Annotated in this window: 21 protein-coding genes; 14 read left to right on the forward strand and 7 right to left on the reverse strand. The window is 57.3% G+C overall.

What is annotated here, in order from left to right:
• Window positions 1-34: 34 nt before the first annotated feature.
• From ACR0NY_RS00115 to ACR0NY_RS00145, 7 genes are read left to right on the forward strand one after another with little or no spacing between them, the layout of a single operon-like run.
• Complete coding sequence (locus ACR0NY_RS00115; protein WP_170366813.1) at window positions 35-1,108, forward strand: C4-dicarboxylate TRAP transporter substrate-binding protein; 1,074 nt, start codon at window positions 35-37, stop codon at window positions 1,106-1,108.
• A 30-nt stretch (window positions 1,109-1,138) separates the two neighbouring features.
• A complete protein-coding gene (locus tag ACR0NY_RS00120; RefSeq protein WP_170368223.1) occupies window positions 1,139-1,690 on the forward strand; it encodes a TRAP transporter small permease subunit in 552 nt (183 codons plus the stop codon).
• Window positions 1,687-2,991, forward strand: a complete 1,305-nt coding sequence (locus ACR0NY_RS00125; protein WP_170339327.1) for a TRAP transporter large permease — start codon at window positions 1,687-1,689, stop codon at window positions 2,989-2,991. The genes ACR0NY_RS00120 and ACR0NY_RS00125 overlap by 4 nt, the downstream gene beginning before the upstream one ends.
• A gap of 10 nt (window positions 2,992-3,001) precedes the next feature.
• On the forward strand, window positions 3,002-3,868 hold the full coding sequence (locus ACR0NY_RS00130; RefSeq protein WP_170368224.1) for a dioxygenase family protein: 867 nt from the start codon (window positions 3,002-3,004) through the stop codon (window positions 3,866-3,868).
• Between the two features lie 21 nt (window positions 3,869-3,889).
• Window positions 3,890-4,696, forward strand: a complete 807-nt coding sequence (locus tag ACR0NY_RS00135; protein ID WP_093961654.1) for an amidohydrolase family protein — start codon at window positions 3,890-3,892, stop codon at window positions 4,694-4,696.
• Window positions 4,693-5,070, forward strand: coding sequence for a hypothetical protein (locus ACR0NY_RS00140; RefSeq protein WP_141138453.1), 378 nt, complete (start codon window positions 4,693-4,695; stop codon window positions 5,068-5,070). The genes ACR0NY_RS00135 and ACR0NY_RS00140 overlap by 4 nt, the downstream gene beginning before the upstream one ends.
• Window positions 5,067-6,197 (forward strand): cytochrome-c peroxidase, encoded by a 1,131-nt coding sequence (locus ACR0NY_RS00145; protein ID WP_170368225.1) that lies wholly within the window; start codon window positions 5,067-5,069, stop codon window positions 6,195-6,197. The genes ACR0NY_RS00140 and ACR0NY_RS00145 overlap by 4 nt, the downstream gene beginning before the upstream one ends.
• A gap of 1,027 nt (window positions 6,198-7,224) precedes the next feature.
• On the opposite strand, the gene ACR0NY_RS00150 is transcribed toward ACR0NY_RS00145, so the two are convergent.
• Together ACR0NY_RS00150 and ACR0NY_RS00155 are read right to left on the reverse strand one after the other, a co-directional pair.
• The gene (locus ACR0NY_RS00150) at window positions 7,225-8,160 is read right to left on the reverse strand and encodes a mechanosensitive ion channel family protein (RefSeq protein ID WP_170368226.1); all 936 of its coding nucleotides are present in this window, start codon (window positions 8,158-8,160) and stop codon (window positions 7,225-7,227) included.
• A 58-nt stretch (window positions 8,161-8,218) separates the two neighbouring features.
• Entirely contained in the window at window positions 8,219-9,034 is an 816-nt protein-coding gene (locus ACR0NY_RS00155; RefSeq protein WP_093961657.1) for a response regulator, read from the reverse strand.
• A 57-nt stretch (window positions 9,035-9,091) separates the two neighbouring features.
• Between ACR0NY_RS00155 and ACR0NY_RS00160 the strand changes: the two genes are divergently transcribed.
• The 4 genes from ACR0NY_RS00160 to ACR0NY_RS00175 all read left to right on the forward strand — a co-directional run bounded on the left by ACR0NY_RS00160 (window position 9,092) and on the right by ACR0NY_RS00175 (window position 13,095).
• A complete protein-coding gene (locus ACR0NY_RS00160) occupies window positions 9,092-9,316 on the forward strand; it encodes a NepR family anti-sigma factor (protein WP_254430821.1) in 225 nt (74 codons plus the stop codon).
• Window positions 9,309-9,854, forward strand: a complete 546-nt coding sequence (locus ACR0NY_RS00165; RefSeq protein WP_170368227.1) for an RNA polymerase sigma factor — start codon at window positions 9,309-9,311, stop codon at window positions 9,852-9,854. The genes ACR0NY_RS00160 and ACR0NY_RS00165 overlap by 8 nt, the downstream gene beginning before the upstream one ends.
• Before the next feature lie 363 nt (window positions 9,855-10,217).
• On the forward strand, window positions 10,218-11,621 hold the full coding sequence (locus tag ACR0NY_RS00170; RefSeq protein WP_170339315.1) for a sensor histidine kinase: 1,404 nt from the start codon (window positions 10,218-10,220) through the stop codon (window positions 11,619-11,621).
• On the forward strand, window positions 11,599-13,095 hold the full coding sequence (locus ACR0NY_RS00175) for a phospholipase D-like domain-containing protein (protein WP_170368228.1): 1,497 nt from the start codon (window positions 11,599-11,601) through the stop codon (window positions 13,093-13,095). The genes ACR0NY_RS00170 and ACR0NY_RS00175 overlap by 23 nt, the downstream gene beginning before the upstream one ends.
• Here ACR0NY_RS00175 and ACR0NY_RS00180 read toward each other — a convergent pair.
• Genes ACR0NY_RS00180 through ACR0NY_RS00195 form a run of 4 tightly spaced genes read right to left on the reverse strand, consistent with a single transcriptional unit; the run spans window position 13,092 to window position 15,937 of the window.
• Window positions 13,092-14,093, reverse strand: coding sequence for an AI-2E family transporter (locus tag ACR0NY_RS00180; protein WP_170339312.1), 1,002 nt, complete (start codon window positions 14,091-14,093; stop codon window positions 13,092-13,094). The two genes, ACR0NY_RS00175 and ACR0NY_RS00180, sit on opposite strands and share 4 nt — an antisense overlap.
• A 9-nt stretch (window positions 14,094-14,102) precedes the next feature.
• The gene (locus ACR0NY_RS00185; protein WP_170368229.1) at window positions 14,103-14,864 is read right to left on the reverse strand and encodes a DUF883 family protein; all 762 of its coding nucleotides are present in this window, start codon (window positions 14,862-14,864) and stop codon (window positions 14,103-14,105) included.
• Entirely contained in the window at window positions 14,857-15,267 is a 411-nt protein-coding gene (locus ACR0NY_RS00190) for a phage holin family protein (RefSeq protein ID WP_254432854.1), read from the reverse strand. The genes ACR0NY_RS00185 and ACR0NY_RS00190 overlap by 8 nt, the downstream gene beginning before the upstream one ends.
• Window positions 15,248-15,937 (reverse strand): hypothetical protein, encoded by a 690-nt coding sequence (locus tag ACR0NY_RS00195; RefSeq protein WP_170339306.1) that lies wholly within the window; start codon window positions 15,935-15,937, stop codon window positions 15,248-15,250. The genes ACR0NY_RS00190 and ACR0NY_RS00195 overlap by 20 nt, the downstream gene beginning before the upstream one ends.
• 33 nt (window positions 15,938-15,970) lie before the next feature.
• Here ACR0NY_RS00195 and ACR0NY_RS00200 point away from each other — a divergent pair, with 33 nt between their 5' ends.
• From ACR0NY_RS00200 to ACR0NY_RS00210, 3 genes are all read left to right on the forward strand, one after another.
• Window positions 15,971-16,168 (forward strand): CsbD family protein, encoded by a 198-nt coding sequence (locus ACR0NY_RS00200; protein WP_093961665.1) that lies wholly within the window; start codon window positions 15,971-15,973, stop codon window positions 16,166-16,168.
• A gap of 95 nt (window positions 16,169-16,263) precedes the next feature.
• Window positions 16,264-16,884, forward strand: a complete 621-nt coding sequence (locus ACR0NY_RS00205; RefSeq protein ID WP_170339304.1) for a PRC-barrel domain-containing protein — start codon at window positions 16,264-16,266, stop codon at window positions 16,882-16,884.
• 154 nt (window positions 16,885-17,038) lie between these two features.
• Window positions 17,039-17,608, forward strand: coding sequence for a PRC-barrel domain-containing protein (locus ACR0NY_RS00210; RefSeq protein ID WP_170368230.1), 570 nt, complete (start codon window positions 17,039-17,041; stop codon window positions 17,606-17,608).
• Between the two features lie 87 nt (window positions 17,609-17,695).
• Here ACR0NY_RS00210 and ACR0NY_RS00215 read toward each other — a convergent pair whose 3' ends face one another.
• Window positions 17,696-18,388 carry a Crp/Fnr family transcriptional regulator gene (locus tag ACR0NY_RS00215; protein ID WP_254432855.1) on the reverse strand — a complete coding sequence of 231 codons (693 nt, stop codon included), beginning with the start codon at window positions 18,386-18,388 and terminating at the stop codon, window positions 17,696-17,698.
• Window positions 18,389-18,428 lie beyond the last annotated feature (40 nt).

Genomic DNA, 18,428 nt, shown 5'->3' on the forward strand with positions numbered 1-18,428 from the left:
AAGTCAATAGACCCGACTTTCTGGGAGGAGAGAAATGAAAAACTGGACCAAACGCAGCCTTGTTGCGGCTGCTGTGGCAAGCGTCATGGCGATGCCTGCCAAGGCGGAAGAGACCATTTCAGCCGTTGTGATTGATGGGTACCCAGATCGGGCCCTATGGGTGAAGGAATTCACCAATTTCTTCATTCCAGAAGTTGACAAGCGGCTGGCTGAGTCCGGTAACTACAGGATGAATTGGCAAGAGAACTATGGCGGTTCGATCGTCAAGCCGAAGGGTGTTTTGGAAGGTGTCCAGCTTGGCCTTGGAGATATTGGGATCGTCACAACGATCTTCCATTCTTCAAAGCTTCCCAGTCAGGGTATCTCGGGTTCGACGCCCTTCGTTGCATCCGACGCCCGTGCTGTGGCCAAAGCCGTGGATGAAATCGCGCGTGAGTTCCCGGCGATGCAAAATGAGTTTGCCGCGCAGAACCAAGTTTACCTGGCAACTGGTGTCGTGCTCGATACCTATCAGGTTTTCTGTACAGAGCCGGTTTCGGCTGTTTCAGATCTGGAAGGCCGAAAAGTGGCCGGAGCTGGACTGAACCTCAGATATCTTGAAGGCATCAAAGACGCGGCCGGGGTGCGTGGTGGCCTGACCGATTTCTACAATATGCTTCAAACTGGCCTGGTCGATTGTGCGATGCTTTGGCCCGAGGCTGCCAAAACATTCAAGATCGCCGAAGTAGCTCCTTACATGCTCAAAGCTGACTTGGGTGCGGTGAATTCCAAGACGATAACTGTGAATTCTGACTATTGGGCAAAGTTGCCGGACGAAGTCAAAGACGTTCTTAAGGCCGTCGCCATCGACTACCGTGATCATGTGGCCGGTATCGCCATGGACCGCGCCGCGGCCTCTAGGGATGCCTATACCGAAGCCGGCGGAACGATTGTCGAAGTTTCGGACGAAGAACGAGCGGCTTGGGCCAACGCTATGCCAAATGTTGCACAGGAATGGGCAGCCACCCTGAATGAAAACGGAGAACAAGGCGACGCGATTTTGGCCGCTTACCTCGGCAAGCTGCAGGACGCCGGTTTCACCGGAGTTCGTGACTGGACGGCCAAATAACCGGTTGGCGATCCACGAAAGGGGCCTCTCATGCTGAAGACCGCAGTTGCTGGCTTGTCGCGGGTCGCCAATTCGCTTGCAATCGCCGCCAACGTATTGGGTACGCTTGTCGTCCTTGCGTTGGTGGTCATTCTGAATGTTGACGTCATTGCGCGGGGTCTGTTTTCGGCCCCGCTGCGCGGAACCTATGAGATGGTGCAATTCTCGGTCGTGATGATCGTGTTCCTGCAGCTGGCCGATGTGGTCAGAGTGGATCGATTGACGCGCTCGGACGGGTTTTTGAACCTGCTACACCATCGTCGCCCCGGTCTGACAGCCAATCTCAGGCGCATCATCAACGCGATTTCCGCAATCTTCATGGCCCTGATCGCTTATGTAACCTTCCCGGAATTTCTTCTTATGTGGGAGACACAGGACTACTTCGGAGTACCGGGTCTTTTCACATTGCCTTGGTGGCCGGTCAAACTGGTCATCGCGTGCGGTACTGCGCTTGCCTGCGTGATCTTCCTGCTCAAGGTCGTCACGGCGCAGGACCGCCCGCAACTTGTCCGCACCCCAGAGCATGACGAGGCCGCAAAATGACTCCGATCGAGATTGGCCTGATCTCGGTCATCGCCATCGTCTTTCTGATTTACGCGGGCGTTTACATTCCTATCGCTCTGGGCGTGGTCTCGTTCGTGTCGATCTGGCTGATGCGGGACAACTTCACGCTTGCGCTCAACCTGTTGAAAGTGGCGGTTGGCGATAGTGCGATGGAGTATAGTTTTGCGACCATCCCGCTGTTTACTTTTATGGGGCTGATTGTTTCGAAGGCGGGTTTGGGTCGCGACATTTACGAAGTCATGACCATGCGGTTTCGTAAGGTCAAAGGCGGTATCGGTATGGCAACTGTCGGAGCCAACGCCGTCTTTGCCGCGGTTACCGGTTCGTCAATTGCATCTGCATCCGTTTTTACCAAAGTCTCGGTCCCGCAAATGATGGCGCAGGCTTATAACCCGCGCTTTGCGGTTGGGGTAGTAGCAGGGTCTTCGGTCCTGGGGATGATCATCCCGCCGTCGGCAATGCTGATCATCTATTCCTTCGTCGCCGAACAATCCGTTGGGGACATGTTCCTGGCGGGGGTCATTCCTGGGATTATGCTGGCAATCGCTTATGTCGGCGCAATTTGGGTCATGGGGCGCTTCACCCCAGCTTTCGTCGGTGGTCGTGTTGTTGAAGACACTGAGTGGATGTCTGGGCGCGAGATCGCCTCCAAGACACTGCCGACACTGTTCATTATTACCATCGTTCTTGGTGGTATCTATACGGGTTGGTTGACAGCAGTAGAAGCAGGGGCCGCCGGGGCTTTTGTCGCGCTAATCATAGCGGTTGCCCGCAAGTCGATGTCACCACGCGCATTCTGGGACGCATTGCTGGAAACCGGTCACATCACGGCGGCGATCCTGTTCCTGATCACGGCCGCTTCAATCTACAGCCGCATGCTGGGACTGGCGGGGTTGCCCAATCAGTTGCAGGACTTGCTGGCAGGGAATTCCGCATCTTTCTGGTCGATCATGCTGCTCTATGTTCTGTTGATGCTGTTTCTGGGAACATTGCTCGACACAGCGTCGATCATTCTGATCGTTGTTCCGTTGTTCCTGCCCATGGCTGAAGCGCTGGATATGTCGCTGATCTGGTTCGGCATTATCACCGTGGTTGGAGCCGAAATCGGGCTTTTGACACCACCTTTGGGTATATCCTGCTTCGTTATCAAATCCACGATCAACGATGACCGCATATCACTCAAAGACGTGTTCATGGGCGCACTTCCCTTTGCGTTCGTGATGCTGATCGTTCTGTTCATTCTGATCGAGTTCCCGATCCTCAGCCTTGCCCTGATTTAAGGAGGCCAAGATGCGCTCTGTCACCAAAGACAATATCACTGACGTCTTCATGGGGTACCTGTCCAAAGACACCGATCCACGGATGCGCGAAATCATGGGCTCTCTGGTCAAACACCTGCACGATTTCGCACGGGAAACCAACCTGACGCATGACGAGTGGCGGGCCGGGATTGCGTTTCTGGAAGGCTGCGCCGCGGTGGAAACCGAGGATAGGCATGAATTCGTGCTAGCCTCGGACGTGTTGGGCCTGTCGTCATTGGTTGACATGCTGCATTCCAGCCCTGACGCGACCAGCTCGTCTGTGTTGGGTCCATTTCACGTCTCGGGCGCACCCCCGCTGCCGATCGGTGGCGATATGAAACGTAACTATGGAGGGCCGGTTCTGCTGGCCGAAGGCGTGATCCGGGATACAAGGGGCAATCCGATTGCGGGTGCCGAGCTCGACATCTGGCAAACAGCGCCAAACGGGCTCTACGCCAGTCAGGATGAGGAACAGGATATCTACTCTTTTCATGGCTTGATGACGGTCGGCTCAGATGGCCGTTACGCTTTCACCACAGTCAAACCAGTCGAATACACGGTGCCATCTGATGGGCCAGTCGGAGACATTCTGCGAGCCTGTGGTCGCCATCCCTGGCGACCGTCGCACCTGCATTACATCGTCAAAGCTCCCGGTTATCTTACTTTGGTGACCGAGATATTTCCCGACGATGATCCCTATCTGGATGAAGACACGGTGTTTGGCGTGCGCGACGATCTAGTGATGACCTATGTTGAACGCCCAGCTTCTGAATTTCCTGATGGCATGGAACTTTCTGGTAAGATCACTGAACCTTTCTTGCATGTGAATTTCGACGTGACGCTTGCCAAGGACTGATTGACAGATAGGAGGCTTGAGGTGCTGAAACGTATCTTCATTTTGGGCACTGCGCTGTTTTGCAGTGCCGCCATCGCACAAGAGCGCCCCATCTTCGACGCGCATATTCATTACAGCCACGACGCCGTCGAACTGGTGCCACCAGAACAGGTGGCTAAAATCCTTCGGGATGCGGGCGTGCGGAAAGCGCTAGTTTCCAGCTCAGACGACAATGGCACTCAGCTGTTGTTGGCCGCGGCACCGGACATCGTCGTTCCAGCGTTGCGCCCGTACCGTCGTCGCGGCGAAATCAACACCTGGATGCACGATGAAACTGTAATTGACTATCTGGAAGGAAACCTGGCCAAAAACGACTACGAAGCTATCGGCGAGTTTCACGCTTACGGCGACGATATCAAAACGCCGGTCATCCAGCGTATGATTGCACTGGCCAAAGAGCGGAACCTCATTTTACACCACCACGGTGATCGAGAGGCAGTTGACCTAATCTTCGAAACTTGGCCAGAGGCGCGGGTTTTGTGGGCGCATTCTGGCTTTGATGACCCGGCCAGTGTGTCTGACGCGTTGAATACCTATCCCAGGCTTTGGGCGGACTTGGCTTTTCGGTCGGATATGGTTTCACGCGGCCGTTTGGACCCGGATTGGAAGGCCGCGTTCGAGGCGCATCCCGAACGGTTCATGGTTGGGACGGACACATTTGCGCCGGAACGTTGGTACTATGTTGGCCCGCACGCAGATTTTTCGCGTGAATGGCTGGATCTGCTGCCGGATCGGATCGCAGACAACATCGCCTATGCCAACGCTGAACGTTTGCTGGAATCAGAATGATCCGTTGGGTTGTCTGGCTTCTTGCTTCACCTGGCGCAGCAATTGCTTGTGACGCTGTGGGGCAACGCATGGGGTCGGAAGCCCCAGATGCGCCTGAGGTTTACTTGGATGTCATCGAAATTCCGTTGGCCAAACCGTTTTCCGTTCTGATTTCAGTCTGCGGTGAAGCAACAGCACATGAGATGCATGTTGATGCAATCATGCCCGCTCATCAGCACGGGTTGAACTACGCTCCCGAAGTTTCGCCATTGGGCGACGGAAAGTTCCGGGTCGATGATTTGCTGTTTCACATGCCGGGACTTTGGGAACTGCAGGCTGACGTTGATATTGGAGGGCGATCGTTGTCCTACACGTCAGAGATTACGCTCAAATGAAGTTCTGGGCTTTAACCGCGCTAATGACGCTTCCGGTTACTGTACACTCAGAAATTCTATTGTCCGAAGAGGAAATACAGCAAACGCTTTCCTTCGGGCCGTGGCCGCCAACATACCAGCCAGACCCCAGTAATCGCGTTTCAGGTGACATAAGAGCTATTTCGCTCGGCGCGGCTTTGTTCAACGATCCGGTGCTGTCGGTAGACGGCGCTTTTTCTTGCGCGAGTTGTCACGACCCCGAACAGGCATTTGCAACATCCGAGGCGCGGGCGCTCGGCCGTGTCAGGTTGGATCGGAACACCCCATCCCTGAGAAACCTTGCGGGTCTGCGCTGGTACGGTTGGAGCGGCAAGAGCGATAGTCTCTGGGCAGCAAGTCTGCATCCGATCATCGAAGAACAAGAGATGGCTCATAGCAGCGAAAGTCTAAAGGCGGCAATTTCCGAGAGTTCTTATGCTGCTGATTTTGAGTCCATTTTTGGCAATATCCGAAATCAAGACCCGGAGTTGGTGCTGGTCAACACTGCCAAGTCTCTATCAGCCTATTTGGAGACGCTTAGAACCGAGCGGACACAATTTGACAGTTTCCGCGATGCGCTGGAACGCGGAGATCTGTTGGCGGCTGCGAACTATCCCGAAGCTGCTCAGAGAGGTCTAAAGCTCTTTCTGGGGCGCGGGAAATGTGCCCTTTGCCACAATGGCCCGGCATTTTCCAACAATGAATTTCACGACGCCGGGGTGCCTTACTTCCTAAGCGAAACCGAAGTCGATGAAGGACGGTTCGGCGGGTTGAACTTCCTGTTTTCAAGCGTCTACACACTGGACGGGGAATGGAACGACGATCCCGCCAAGCAAGGTGCATGGGCGGTTCGCAGTGTGCGTAGGCGTCATTCTGATTTTGGGACCTTTCGTACGCCAAGCCTGCGAGGTGTGGCTGAAACTCCGCCCTACATGCACGACGGCAGTCTGATCGACTTGGATGCGGTGGTCCGGCACTACAGCGAGCTTGATACCGAAAGGCTGCATGCCGACGGTGAGGCCATACTTTCGGAACTGAGCTTGTCCGAGCAGGAGATCGCTGATCTCGTTACGTTTTTGGAGACTTTGTCCGACGTTACATGGCGTTGAAATACTCTATTTCAGCCTAAGTGCCGCCCGAGTTATGCGGCACGCCGCATTTGGTTGACCCCATCTCCACGTCAGAGAGTGTGGCCATCAAACCAAGGTCGTTGCTGTCGTCCGAATGATCTATGCCGAATACCTTGTCGGCTACCGTGGTTGGGCCGTTCCCGAGTAAAATTTCGTATTGCTCCAGCGCCTACCCACAAAAACTCTCGTCACGGGTCGCTTCGCATCCTGCAAGGCTGCACTAAGGGAATTGGGTTGGGCGCTATCAACAAACGGCAAATGGGCAGGTGACTCAACAACCACCTCGAGAATTCCCACCTGCCGTTTCGACGACTCGACCTCGCGTTACAGCGTTTCAAACACATGCGATATCTATAATAATTAGCCGCCTTCAAATCCTCTGAATTTGACCACCTCAACTAGGAAAGATCGCTAACCAGCCCGGGCACCTTCAGGCTGATCCGTGCCGCCGGTCTCAGCGAGTGGTGTCAACTCTGTTCCGGATAGGTTTGTGGTTTCCGCAGTAAACTGAGACTAATTCGAATTCGTCTGACAGCGCCGCTACTCTGCACTTAACTTTTCCGTCACAGGCTTCTGTCGGCATTACCGTGGGTTGTGCCGCATTCCTCAATCGGAGACGGCCCGATTTGCAGATTGAGAGCGCATTCTTGATGCAAGTCTCTGTTCCTTTTTTCGGACCAGGCCAGAGATTATTCGCTTGGAGGAAAAGACTGCATTCGGTTTCCGCTGCCGCTGCGGAATCTGGAGGATCTTGAGCACGAGCGCTGCATCGACGTGACCAATACATCGGTACGGTCCTTGCGGCGGTTTGCGCACAGTTTGCGGCTGAGATGCGCAGGTAACACTTCCAGCTTATGCGCGGATATTCCAATTGGCGATGGCGCTTGGATGAGATGTTTGTGGGGATCAACGGCGACCGGCACTGCCTTTGCGGAGACTGGTTCTCATCCGTCCGACACCACGTTCCGGAAGACTGTTGGTTGTCCGCCCTAGGCCAAATCCAAAGTCACTCCGCAGCGATCGCTTTTTCTTGCTGAGTCTTTTCGCCTTCAACCAACAAAGTGCGGGTCGGAAACGGAATATTGATATCGGCTTCGTCCAGTGCCTCTTTGACTTTGCGCTTCATGTCTGCCTGGTACTGGAAGTAGTCCGAAGACTTGCACCAAACGCGGACAAGAAAATCGACGCTGCTGCTGCCAAGATTGTTCACTTGGATGAACGGTTCTGGGTCTGCCAGCGAACGAGCGTCCGACATGATCGTGTCGCGAATTACATGCTCGGCCTCCGCCAGGTTTACGCCGTATCCAACGCCAAACGTCCACTCGGCCCGACGGGTCTCATAGACGGAATAGTTCTTGATGGTGTTTCCCCACACCTCGGCGTTGGGAACGATAACCTTGACGTTCCCCATATCCGCAATTTCGGTGTAGTTCAGGGTGATATCTTTTACGGTTCCGAGCACGCCGTTCACGTCGACGAAATCGCCGATCTTGAGTGGCCGGAACAGGATGATCATCACGCCGGCTGCAACGTTGGACAATGTGCCTTGCAGCGCAAGTCCAATGGCCAAACCCGCGGCACCGATCAGCGCGATGATCGACGTGGTCTGCACCCCGAACGTGTTCAGAATGAACAGCCCCGTAAACGCCAGAATCGTATAGCGCGCCAGATTGCCGAGAAAGTTGAACAGCGTATCATCCAGGCGTTCCGATTTTTCACCGACGCCCCGGATCTTCCGGCTGACATATCTTGAAATCACAAGCCCAAGAACCAGAAGGATCAGAGCCGCGATCGTGTTCGCGACGAGGCCAAGAAGGGCCTCGAGCGTCAGCAGGTCGCTTAGCGATTTCCCGTCATACAGCTCGGTATTCAGAACTTGCGACAGTTCGGCCCAAACGGTGTTCGTCACGGTCTCTGCGGTCTGTGCAATCTCGTTTTCCATGGTGTTCCTCGTGTTTCATCGCCTGAGTTTTCGTGTCTTGCAGCGCGGTCCTGCCGCGTCAGACCTCGATCACTGCGCTAGAGGCAAAGAACATGGCCTGGCTGACGGCCGATTTGACCTGTTCTTCGGTGTAGGGTTTGGAAATCAAAAAGGCCGGTTCGGGGCCTTTGCCCGTCAGAAGGCGCTCGGGGAAGGCGGTGATGAAAATGACGGGGCAATCGCCGTGCTGGGCAATGATGCGGTTCACCGCATCGATCCCGCTGGATTTGTCCGCCAGTTGGATGTCTGACAGGATCAAGTCGAACGGCTCGCGCTCGGCCAGGTCGATGGCGGCGGTCTCGGTGCGAGCGACCCCGGTGACCCGGTGGCCCAGGTCGGTCACCATCGTCTCAAGATCCATCGCGATGATTGCTTCGTCTTCGATGATCAAAATGCGCCCAGAGGTGTGGCGGGCCATTTCCTCGTAGGCGATATCGATCAGCTTCTGAGCCTCGGCGGGTTCTATCTGCATGATCGCGGCGATATCGCTGACCGAGAACTCTTCGACCGTGCGCAGCAGCAAGGCCTCGCGCGTGTTCGGCGTCAGGCGTGCCAACTGGGCGTGAGCGCGCGATTGAATGTCAGAACTGCCGCCATCGGCGTCAACGGGCATTCCCGACGTTGACCAGATACCGTGAAAAACACGAAACAACGCGACCCGCGGCGTGAGATCGGCATCGAACTGCGCGGGATCTGCAAGGATCGCTTCAAGCGATGCTGCGGCGTAGGCGTCGCCACTGTCCTGTGAGCCGGTGAGGGCACGGGCATAACGGCGCAGAAACGGCAGCAGCGGGCCAATTTGATCTGCGACGGAAACTCCGGTCAGCTCAGTCATCTATGTTTTCCTCATTTTTTTCTCTAAACTCGGGAACCAAACGCATACTGGGGCGTTATGGTTCCAGCAAAAGTAAAAATTTTTGATGATGCCATGACAAAACCACAGCCCAGCCGAGAACATCGGCAAGAAATAGAACAAAGGATCGACGAGAACCTCAAGCGGGCTTTCGATGAGGTTGCCAGCGAACCGGTTCCGGATCGGTTCGTCGATCTTCTTGAAAAACTGCGCAATCAGACCAGTGTTCCCAAGAGCGGTGACACGGGAGGCTCGGATGGTTGATCCCCGAGAAGAGCTGGTCGAACATATTGGCGCGATGCGTGCCTTTGCGACCAGCCTGTGCCGAAACGGGGCCACGGCCGATGACATCGTGCAGGACGCATTGATCAAGGCATGGAGTAATATCGACTCGTTCCAGGAAGGCACCAACATGCGGGCCTGGCTGTTCACCATAGTCCGGAACACCTATTTTTCCCTGCACCGCAAACGCAAGCGCGAGGTCGAGGATGTCGATGGTGCCATGGCCGAGAGCCTGTCGCAGAAGCCCGACCATGACGGACGTTTGGCCTTGAAGGATTTTGCGGTTGCTTTTGATCAGTTGACGGATGAGCAGCGCGAAGCTTTGGTGTTGGTCGGTGCACAAGGGTTTTCCTATGAGGAAGCGGCCGAGATGTGTGGCGTCGCCCTTGGAACGATCAAAAGCCGGGTGAACCGGGCCCGCGCGCAATTGGCCGAACTGATGGATTTGGAAGATGACGAACCCATCGAATTGACCGATGCGGTAACGGCGGCAATCGTTCAGACGCAACCGGCGGCCTGACGATCGATGGATGCGAAGCCGCGCAGCCTGACCGTCTATCTTGCCGCGCTGGTCACTCTGGCGCTTCTGCCGTTGGGTCTGATTGCCGTCCTCCAGACCCGTGCGGTCATCGCAGAAGCCGACGACAACTCGCGCTCCTCGGTTTTGGCCCGAACAATCGAGGCGGCCAGCCGGGAACAAGAGCTGTTGCAAAAGGCCGTGGGCGCCGGCGCCGGTTTGGCGGCGGCGCTGGCGGAGGTGCGAGAAGATGGGGTCGGCTGTTCCGCCCTTATGCATCGGTTCCTGAAAAGTGCGCCGGAATTTGTATTTGCCGGGTTCATCCGACCCGACGGTATCATGGCGTGTTCGACAGCGGACGAAGTCATGGACCTGTCCGACGCTCCGGGATTCTCCAAAATTATCGAAAACCCGCAGCTGACTTTTTCCGTCAACCGATCCGGCGCTGTTTCAGGGCAATCCGTGATTATCGTCACCCGACCGGTCATGGATCGGGCACAGCTGCTGGGGTTCGTATCCATATCCATCCCCCATGCCCTCGCCAGCATTCCTTTGGATGTCGAGGACCAAAAAAGCGACGTCGTCATTGCCCTGTTCGATGCGAGCGGTGAGGTGCTCTTGTCGAATGTCGGTCTCGACGAAGTGAGCGGCTATTTGCCTCCCGCGCCGGACAAGCGTTTGGTGCTTTCCAACTCGGGAAAGACGTTCTCTGACCGTACACCGCTCGGAGAGGAGCGTATCTTCGCGGTTGCGACGATCATTCCGGGTGAAGTCGCCGTGATTGGTAGTTGGCCACGAGACGTGGCCTTGGCTTCGGTCGGCGCCGGCAGTACCGCCCTGACCATTGCCTTCCCGATCCTTATGTGGGTAACGGGGCTGGGGGTGGCGCTGTGGGGCCTGCATCGATTGGTGATCCGGCACCTCGACAGCTTGCGTTCGGCCGTGCGTCGTTTTGCGTTGGGTGAGCGCGATCCGATTGAAAGCCTGGAAGGCGCGCCGCAGGAGTTTCAGCAAATCCAGACAGCATTCAACCGCATGGTCTTGTTGATCCGCGAGGCTGAGGCGCAGCACGAACGCGATCTTGTGGAAAAAACGCTGTTGTTGCGCGAGGTGCATCATCGCGTCAAAAACAACCTGCAACTGATCGCTTCGATCATGAACATGCATTTGCGCAAGGCCGAAACCCCCGAGGCCCGGCGCTTGCTGGAACAGTTGCAGCGCCGGGTTCGCGGCCTGGCCATGGTGCACCAAACCTTGAACCAGAACTCGCAGATGACGACGATCAACACCGAGGCGCTCATCGGGCATTTGGTGGCCGAACTGGCGCATCGACCGCCAATTCTGGGTCAGGTGGTCGAGGTCGACTGTCGGATCGCTCCGGTCGAACTGGGGCAGGACCAGGCCGTCACGCTGTCGATGCTGGTGGCCGAGGCACTGACGAACGCGGTTAAATACGTAGGCGTTCCGCAGGACGGACCGCCGACAATTTCGGTGGAATTGACCCGACCCGAGGAGAACACCCTGCATCTGAAAATCTCCAACACGCGCGGGCAGACGGACGACGGTGCGGATCTGTTCCACAGTGGCGGGATCGGTCAGCGGCTGATGCAGGCCTTCCTCCGCCAATTGGACGGTTCCGAAACCATAACCGAGACGTCCTCGCATTATGTGTATGAGGTGACGTTCGATATCGCCGAAGTAGAAGGGGATAGCGAACAAAAGACCATTGCGGATGAGAGAGGCGGTGATGCCCGTGCCGCAGCAGAATGACTTTGAGGTCCTGATCACGGCCGAGCAAGCCTGGCCCGCTTTGGAAAAAGCGGTTCTGGAGGCCCGGCACCAAATCAAGGCAAGTTTTCGGGTATTCGATTTCATGACGCGGCTGCGCAGCGATGAGGCGCGCCAGATCGGCGATACCTGGTTTGACCTGATCGAGCATGTCATCCGCAAGGGTGTCTCGTTTCATTTGGTCATCAGCGATTTCGACCCGATCTTTGCGACCGAGTTGCACGAGCTGAGCTGGTGCACCAAACGGCAGGCAGTTGCGCTTGCGGAAATCCTGGGTCCCGAACTGGCTTCGAGCTTGAGCGTTCGCGTGTCCATGCATCCCGCGCAGGCCGGCGCATTGCCTTGGGCCACGCTGTTACCCGCGGTTTTGCGAAAAAAGGCGCAGCGGATGCAGGAACTGTCCCGCGAACGACGCGAACGGCAGGCGGTACGGCTGGGGTCGGACATGTTGCCCCGGCTTCACACCGTGTCGCACCATCAGAAAGTCGCCGTAATCGACAATGAGGTCTGCTACCTCGGCGGATTGGACTTGAACGAAAGGCGCTTTGACACACCGGATCACGACCGTCTGGCCAGAAACACATGGTCAGACGTTCAATTGCTGGTCCGCGGACCCGAGGCCGCCGAGGCCGCGCGCCATATCGACCGGTTCGAACATGAAATCGCAACCGGACAACCGGACCCCCAGACGACCCATCTGCGCCGCACCCTGTCCAGCCCACGCCGGTTTGCGTTCTGGCGGCTGTCGCCAAAGACCATCGCGCATGAGATCGAGGACGAGCACATCGCCGCCTTTCAGGCCGCGCGGCAACTTCTGCACATCGAGACCCAGTATTTCAGGTCAACCCGGCTGGCCGAGGCCTTGGCTGAGGCGGGCCATTCCAAGCAGGATCTGAAACTGGTGCTTGTTGTGCCAGCCTTGCCCGAGGAAGTGGCCTTTGGCGGGCATGACGGATTGGATGCGCAATTCGGGTTGGACCTGCAAGCCAAATGCCTGGAGATCATCCAGCAGGGGTTCCAAGACCGGGTTTCGGTGTCGACCCCGGTCCAACCGATTTCAGCCAGTGGGGCCGATGCCAGCGCCGAGGTTCTGAGCGGGTCTCCGATCATTCACGTTCACAACAAAGTTCTGGTGGTGGATGACCATCATGCTTTGGTCGGGTCCGCCAACCTGAACGGACGGTCTTTGCGGTGGGACACAGAAGTCGCCCTTCGGGTAACCGACCGGCAGCGGGTTGCGGTTCTGCGGCAGGCCCTGGTGGACCATTGGTGGTTCTCGGATGATCTGAGCAAACCGATCGAGCCCGATGCCATGTTCGCGTGGTGGAAGCGAGAGGTTCGCGCCAACGGCCTGCGTCGCCCCGAAGCGCGCAGTGGTTTCTTGGTCCCGCATGACGCCGATGTCGCGCGTGATATGCGGCAACCGTTGCCGGGGGTTACTGAAAACATCGTCTAGGTGTTTTCGATCGAACTCATGACCTTGGGGTTCATCAACACGCCGAACCACAACAGGATCGGCAGCGCGACGATGGCCCCGACCGGCCCCCACAGCCAAAGTCCGAAGATGATGGCGATGAACACGACCAGCGGGTTCACCTGTAGACGTTGGCCGACGAAGGCGGGTGTCACGAATTGCGCCTCGGACAAATTGATTGCGAGGAAAACCAGCGGGGGCAACAGGGCCGCTGCCCCGCCGAACTGAGTCAAACCGGCAATCAGAAGGCCGGTCATGATCATCAGAGGCCCCAGATACAGCACAAAGTTCAGAAGGCCGGCGGCCACCCCCCAGATCACGGCATCATTGATGCCTATCAGTCCCAAGGCCACGGCCGTTACCGTCCCGAGGCCGATATTGACCAACGTCACGGCAGCGAAATAGCGATAGACCGCGCGGTCGGCCAGATACAGCCGCTCCGTCAACGGGCCGGCTGCGGCATATAGCTCGGGTCGGGTCAAAACGAAGAAGAACAGCGTGCCGATGAAAATCAGGATCTTTGATCCGAAATTGGGCGCCAGCCACAAGGCATCCATCACTGACGGAAGGGCGGACTCCGTTTCCGCTGCCCCATCGGCGCCGACGGTTTCCTCGATCTCGCGTCCAAGCGTTTCGATACCCCGAATGAATTCGGACATCGCAGCGACCCAAGAGCGCAACTCGCGTTTGATGGCAGGCAACTGTTCGACCAGCGCGGACAGCAATGGTTCGAGCAGCAGGAAAGCCGCGACGATGACGGTGCTGGTCACGAACAGCAGTGACGAAGCGGATATCACACGTGGGCAACCGACCTTCTCAAGCTTGTCGGCAAGCGGGGCGACCACGACCCCCAAAACCAACGCAAAGGTGATCGGAGCGACGATGGACCGGGCCAGGTACAAAGCGGTGATGATGGCGATCCCGGTCAGGATCGCCAACATTGCACGCAAGGCCGATGGAGAGCTGAAGGCAGTTGGCATGGGCGCGCTTCACTGACTGCGCAAAGCGTCAGAGGCCCGATCAGCCGCCTCATCCAGCCGTGCGTTGGCCGCGGCATGCAGCTTGTCCAGTTCTTCGTTCAAAACCCTTTGGGCGTGTCGCATCAGCTGATCGCGCCGATGGCCCAGCAACTCGTCCTCTTTGCGGGTGTTGGGCAGCAGAGCGCCAGCCAGAATACCTACGCCCAGCGCCAATGCTCCGGCCGCCAGCGGCTGATCATGAACGAAGGTTTGCGAGGCCTTTGCCGCCTTCTGCGCACGCTTCTCGACCGCTTGCTGCGCACCGATTGCGGCCTTGCGCGCCTCGATCACACGGGCACGGGCCTGGGGTGAGAGCTTGTCCAGACCACGATCCAAGGCTGCAGACAGCACGCTGGCAGATTGGCTGTGTTCAGTCATACCGGTCATCTCCTGTTTCATGCGGCTGTCAGCGTCGGCAACACGCCGGTCAAACCCGTCGAACGCCTGCTGCGGAGGTACGGCCTGGGGCGGGGATTGGGTGCTTATTGCGCCAGACCCGGGACCCGCAACAAAAAGGGCTGCTCCTGCACCGAACAGAGCAAAGGCGGCCGGGTTTTTTCGAGCCGCGGACCAGAGTTGCGCACCGATCTGCCCGCCATAGGCTTCGAGTGTCGATTTCGCCTCGTCGGCCAGGCGCTGCGGCGCCAGCGTATCCGACAGAGCATTCAGCGAGCGCGCAAGGGCGCTGCGTTCATATGCAATCTGCGTTTCAAGGGGTGTCAGGTCAGACATGGGTGGACTCCTTCATCGCTTCGATGTCGCGCTGCAGGTTTTTCATGGCTTGCTCGGGAACCAAGGCGGTGGCGGACATGCGGGACCGGCCAAAAAGCGCGAGGCACGCAGCAACTAGTGCCAAGCCCGCGCCAACGAGCAACGAGGCCATACCCACCGACAATCCATTGGCGGCGATATACGCGACCAGGGCTGTTGCCATGAGGTTCAGCGCGATCATCAACAGGATCAGAGCAATGCCAATGCAGGCCAGCCCTACGCCCGCTCGCGTCAGGTTTCGGGAGAACTCCTCCTTGGCAAGCTTCGCCTCAGCCTGAAGCAAACTCGACAGATGTTTGAGCGCGTGTGCCAAAAGCCCCGGTGCAGATCGCAGATCGTTGGGGTTATGCATCGCGGCCACCATTCATTCGCGCCAACGCGCTGGTGTGGCCCGAGGTATCGACCGAGGTCCCATGCAACGGCGACGGATCAATATCCCACGGATCTGCACCAAAAGATGCGGATTGGGCCGCGCCCGTATTGCGCGCACTCAGGAAACGGGCTGCGGCAAACCCTGCCAGGGCAGCCGATCCGACGAACAACAGCGGGTTTTCGCGAGCGAAATCAGATACCTTTCGGCTCATACTGGCCAAGTCGGCAGAGCGCACCTGCCCAGCCACAGCCTCCATGTTGTCGGCAATCCTCGACAGGACCTGATGCTGCACAGATTGGTCGGGAAATGCATCGGCGGCTGCGTCAGCTGCATGAGCGGCGCTCTTAGCCTCCTGCGCTGCGCTGTCTTTCAAGGATTCGGCCCGGGCCGATGCCTCGGCGGTCACGGTGTCTTTGACCTTGCCGGCCAAGTCCTGGGCATGGGCTTTTGCGTTCTCCGTGGTCTCGGTTCGACGTGGCATGGTTCGATCTCCTGTGTTGAGGTCTCGGTCCACCAACGCATGGAAGGCGAGATTGTTCCCAAGACCAGTTCGAACGCCACTGAGGACAAAGTTCGGTAACTGCCCGACCCCCTTTTTTTCCGGGGCCAACGCAGAAATATCGCCGGCGCCCGGAACCAGCTCGCGTTTGGCGCGTTTCACTGACAGCGACGAAGCAATCGAAAGGAAATTACGATGAACTGGGACCAAATTCTTGGACGCTGGACCGAATTCAAAGGCAAGCTGATCGAGCGTTTCGGCGATTTGACTGATGATGAGATCGAACAAGCCCGGGGCGATCGCGAGCAACTGGAAGGCATCATCCAGAAGAAATACGGAGATTCGAAAGAAGACGTGCGGGAAATCGTGGATCGCCTGATGAAGGACATGTAGCCCAAAGGTGGATACGCACATCGCGTGGGGCGGCATCAAGTCAATGGCGCCCCACCGGCTCCCAAGATCGACCCCAATACGAAATCACCACCGCCATGAAGCTGTCTGACCTCATCAACACGCCCGTTGTCCCAGCCGGAACCGACCAAGAAATTGGTCGCGTTTCCGATATCGCCATCCGCGCTGGGCAGACCGAGTTGGAGTACGTCTTGGTCAATCTGAGCCTCACCGGAGGGAATGACCCGGTGGCGTTCACGGCCGATACGCTCGAACTTGGCGCAAGCGAGGTAACGTGCGCGATTTCCCAACAGCAAGTGGATCATCTGCGCCAGCGCAAAGACGACGAAGATCCCCTGGCAGTGGACATCGAAGGCCTGCCGCCCCTGGTCGTAGGGCCGTTCGGCAACGCGATTGCGCCGGTTGTGATGGGGGCGGTCCTGAATGACGCCCTCCGCCAATGCCCCCAACCCACGCCACCCGGTAGCAACTTCCGATGGTTTACGAAGTTGCAGGGCAACCCTGCGTTTGACTCGACTGGTGAGTTGGGCAGATTTTTGGATATTGAGCTCGACCCAGACACCAAGGCTCTGCGGTTTCTCCTGATCGACGGGCGACCAGCTATCCTGAGTTTTCCGTTCGCTGAACTACGCAATATTCCCGACGACGAACACTACATGGTTCTATCCAGGTCTTCCGACCCGCTGCACCCGGTCTGAGTATCTGGACACAACTTGTCGAACCGCGCAGATGCGCGGTTTTTTCTTTTTAAAACAAATATTTTTGCATTTTTCTGGGAACAAGTCGCGGCGTCATTCGTTTGTTCAACAAGACCGCGGGAAATGCGGTCAGAACAGACCAAAGGAGTGAGCTATGAAACGTTTTCTGACCACAACTTCGATCGTTCTGGTGATGTCGGCATCGGCCTATGCAGAAAGCTCGAATGTCGAAGAAGTCGGCAAGAATCTGGAAGAGGCAGCCGAGGCAGCCGGTGATGCACTGTCCAATACCGCGCAGGACATCAAGAACGCTGCGCAGAACACGGCGGAAGACGTCGACCAGGCCGCCGAAGCAACCGGTGAGTACATCAGCGAAAAAGCTGGGCAGATGGCCGATGCAGTTGATCCCACCACCATCGAGATCGAGGGTTATGTCCCCGTTGCCCAAGGCACCATCCCGGCCGAAGATCTGACCGGCATGCGCGTCTATGACGTCTCGCAAGAGTGGATCGGTGAGATCGAAGAGGTTGTCGTCGACATGGACGGATCGGTCGATGGGGCCGTGATCGGCGTCGGCGGGTTCCTCGGCTTGGGGGAAAAGGATGTTCTGATCGATTTCTCGCGCGTGTCGCTGATGCGTGAAGTCGATGGTGACACCACCTATGCCTTCGTTCACGCGGACAAGGAGATGCTGAAGGACATGCCGGCCTACGAAGGGTCGTAAACCGGCTGCTCAGTCGCAAAGTATGTGGTCAAGCCGCCGGCCGATTCTTCGGTCGGCGGTTCTTTTATTCCTGTCCATCCGCCACGTTTAGATCAGCGGGCGCGGAACGGCTTCGGTGATTTCGACCAAGCCAAGCTCGGCTAGACCCTCAAGATCGTTAATCTGCAGCACATTGTTGGCCCACTCGGCCAGGCCGAGATCCTTCAGCCGGCGCAGGGTCTTGTTCGTGTGAACCAGCGACAAGCCCAACGCATCCGCAAGATCCTGCTGCCGGTAGGGCAGCGGACACCGCAAGCCTTTGGCCAATCCGACGGCCTGGGACCGTGTGTAGAAGCGGTGCAGGCTCCACGCGATCTTCTCGATCGCGCCGCGCTGGCCAACGGTTGTCAGGGCGTCGCCCAGGAAATGCTCTTCGACGGCTGCCAGGAATGTCAGGTCAAAGGCCCGATCAGGCTGGTTCTGATATAACTCGAACAGCCGCGAGCGATTGAACAAGCACAGCCGCATCGCGGTTGTCGCCTCGACGGAGTGCCGCATCTCGCCCATGACGCCAGCCTGCAGCCCGACGAGATCGCCGGGAAGCACAAAACCGATGACCTGCCTGCGACCGTTTTCGAGCGTTTTGTAACGAACGCCCATCCCGCTCAGAACCGTGAACAGATGCGCGGATTTCGTGCCCTCGATGAACAGTTGCGTTCCGGGTTCGGCCTGCATCTCGCCGGTTTTGAAACTCTGCATGAACCGCAGGTCGTCTTCCGCGAACGGCAGGAAGACGTCCATCTGCCTCAGCGGACAGTCCGCACATGCGATCAGAGAAATT

This window comes from Ruegeria sp. BJ5 (assembly GCF_056537865.1).

What these genes read in the sequence shown, in the direction of transcription:
- ACR0NY_RS00115 (WP_170366813.1), top strand. Translation starts at nt 35, where the DNA reads ATGAAAAACTGGACCAAACGCAGCCTTGTTGCGGCTGCTGTGGCAAGC.
- ACR0NY_RS00120 (WP_170368223.1), top strand. Translation starts at nt 1,139, where the DNA reads ATGCTGAAGACCGCAGTTGCTGGCTTGTCGCGGGTCGCCAATTCGCTT.
- ACR0NY_RS00125 (WP_170339327.1), top strand. Translation starts at nt 1,687, where the DNA reads ATGACTCCGATCGAGATTGGCCTGATCTCGGTCATCGCCATCGTCTTT.
- ACR0NY_RS00130 (WP_170368224.1), top strand. Translation starts at nt 3,002, where the DNA reads ATGCGCTCTGTCACCAAAGACAATATCACTGACGTCTTCATGGGGTAC.
- ACR0NY_RS00140 (WP_141138453.1), top strand. Translation starts at nt 4,693, where the DNA reads ATGATCCGTTGGGTTGTCTGGCTTCTTGCTTCACCTGGCGCAGCAATT.
- ACR0NY_RS00145 (WP_170368225.1), top strand. Translation starts at nt 5,067, where the DNA reads ATGAAGTTCTGGGCTTTAACCGCGCTAATGACGCTTCCGGTTACTGTA.
- ACR0NY_RS00150 (WP_170368226.1), bottom strand. Translation starts at nt 8,160, where the DNA reads ATGGAAAACGAGATTGCACAGACCGCAGAGACCGTGACGAACACCGTT.
- ACR0NY_RS00155 (WP_093961657.1), bottom strand. Translation starts at nt 9,034, where the DNA reads ATGACTGAGCTGACCGGAGTTTCCGTCGCAGATCAAATTGGCCCGCTG.
- ACR0NY_RS00160 (WP_254430821.1), top strand. Translation starts at nt 9,092, where the DNA reads ATGGTTCCAGCAAAAGTAAAAATTTTTGATGATGCCATGACAAAACCA.
- ACR0NY_RS00165 (WP_170368227.1), top strand. Translation starts at nt 9,309, where the DNA reads ATGGTTGATCCCCGAGAAGAGCTGGTCGAACATATTGGCGCGATGCGT.
- ACR0NY_RS00170 (WP_170339315.1), top strand. Translation starts at nt 10,218, where the DNA reads ATGGACCTGTCCGACGCTCCGGGATTCTCCAAAATTATCGAAAACCCG.
- ACR0NY_RS00175 (WP_170368228.1), top strand. Translation starts at nt 11,599, where the DNA reads ATGCCCGTGCCGCAGCAGAATGACTTTGAGGTCCTGATCACGGCCGAG.
- ACR0NY_RS00180 (WP_170339312.1), bottom strand. Translation starts at nt 14,093, where the DNA reads ATGCCAACTGCCTTCAGCTCTCCATCGGCCTTGCGTGCAATGTTGGCG.
- ACR0NY_RS00185 (WP_170368229.1), bottom strand. Translation starts at nt 14,864, where the DNA reads ATGTCTGACCTGACACCCCTTGAAACGCAGATTGCATATGAACGCAGC.
- ACR0NY_RS00190 (WP_254432854.1), bottom strand. Translation starts at nt 15,267, where the DNA reads ATGGTGGCCGCGATGCATAACCCCAACGATCTGCGATCTGCACCGGGG.
- ACR0NY_RS00200 (WP_093961665.1), top strand. Translation starts at nt 15,971, where the DNA reads ATGAACTGGGACCAAATTCTTGGACGCTGGACCGAATTCAAAGGCAAG.
- ACR0NY_RS00205 (WP_170339304.1), top strand. Translation starts at nt 16,264, where the DNA reads ATGAAGCTGTCTGACCTCATCAACACGCCCGTTGTCCCAGCCGGAACC.
- ACR0NY_RS00210 (WP_170368230.1), top strand. Translation starts at nt 17,039, where the DNA reads ATGAAACGTTTTCTGACCACAACTTCGATCGTTCTGGTGATGTCGGCA.
- ACR0NY_RS00215 (WP_254432855.1), bottom strand. Translation starts at nt 18,388, where the DNA reads ATGGACGTCTTCCTGCCGTTCGCGGAAGACGACCTGCGGTTCATGCAG.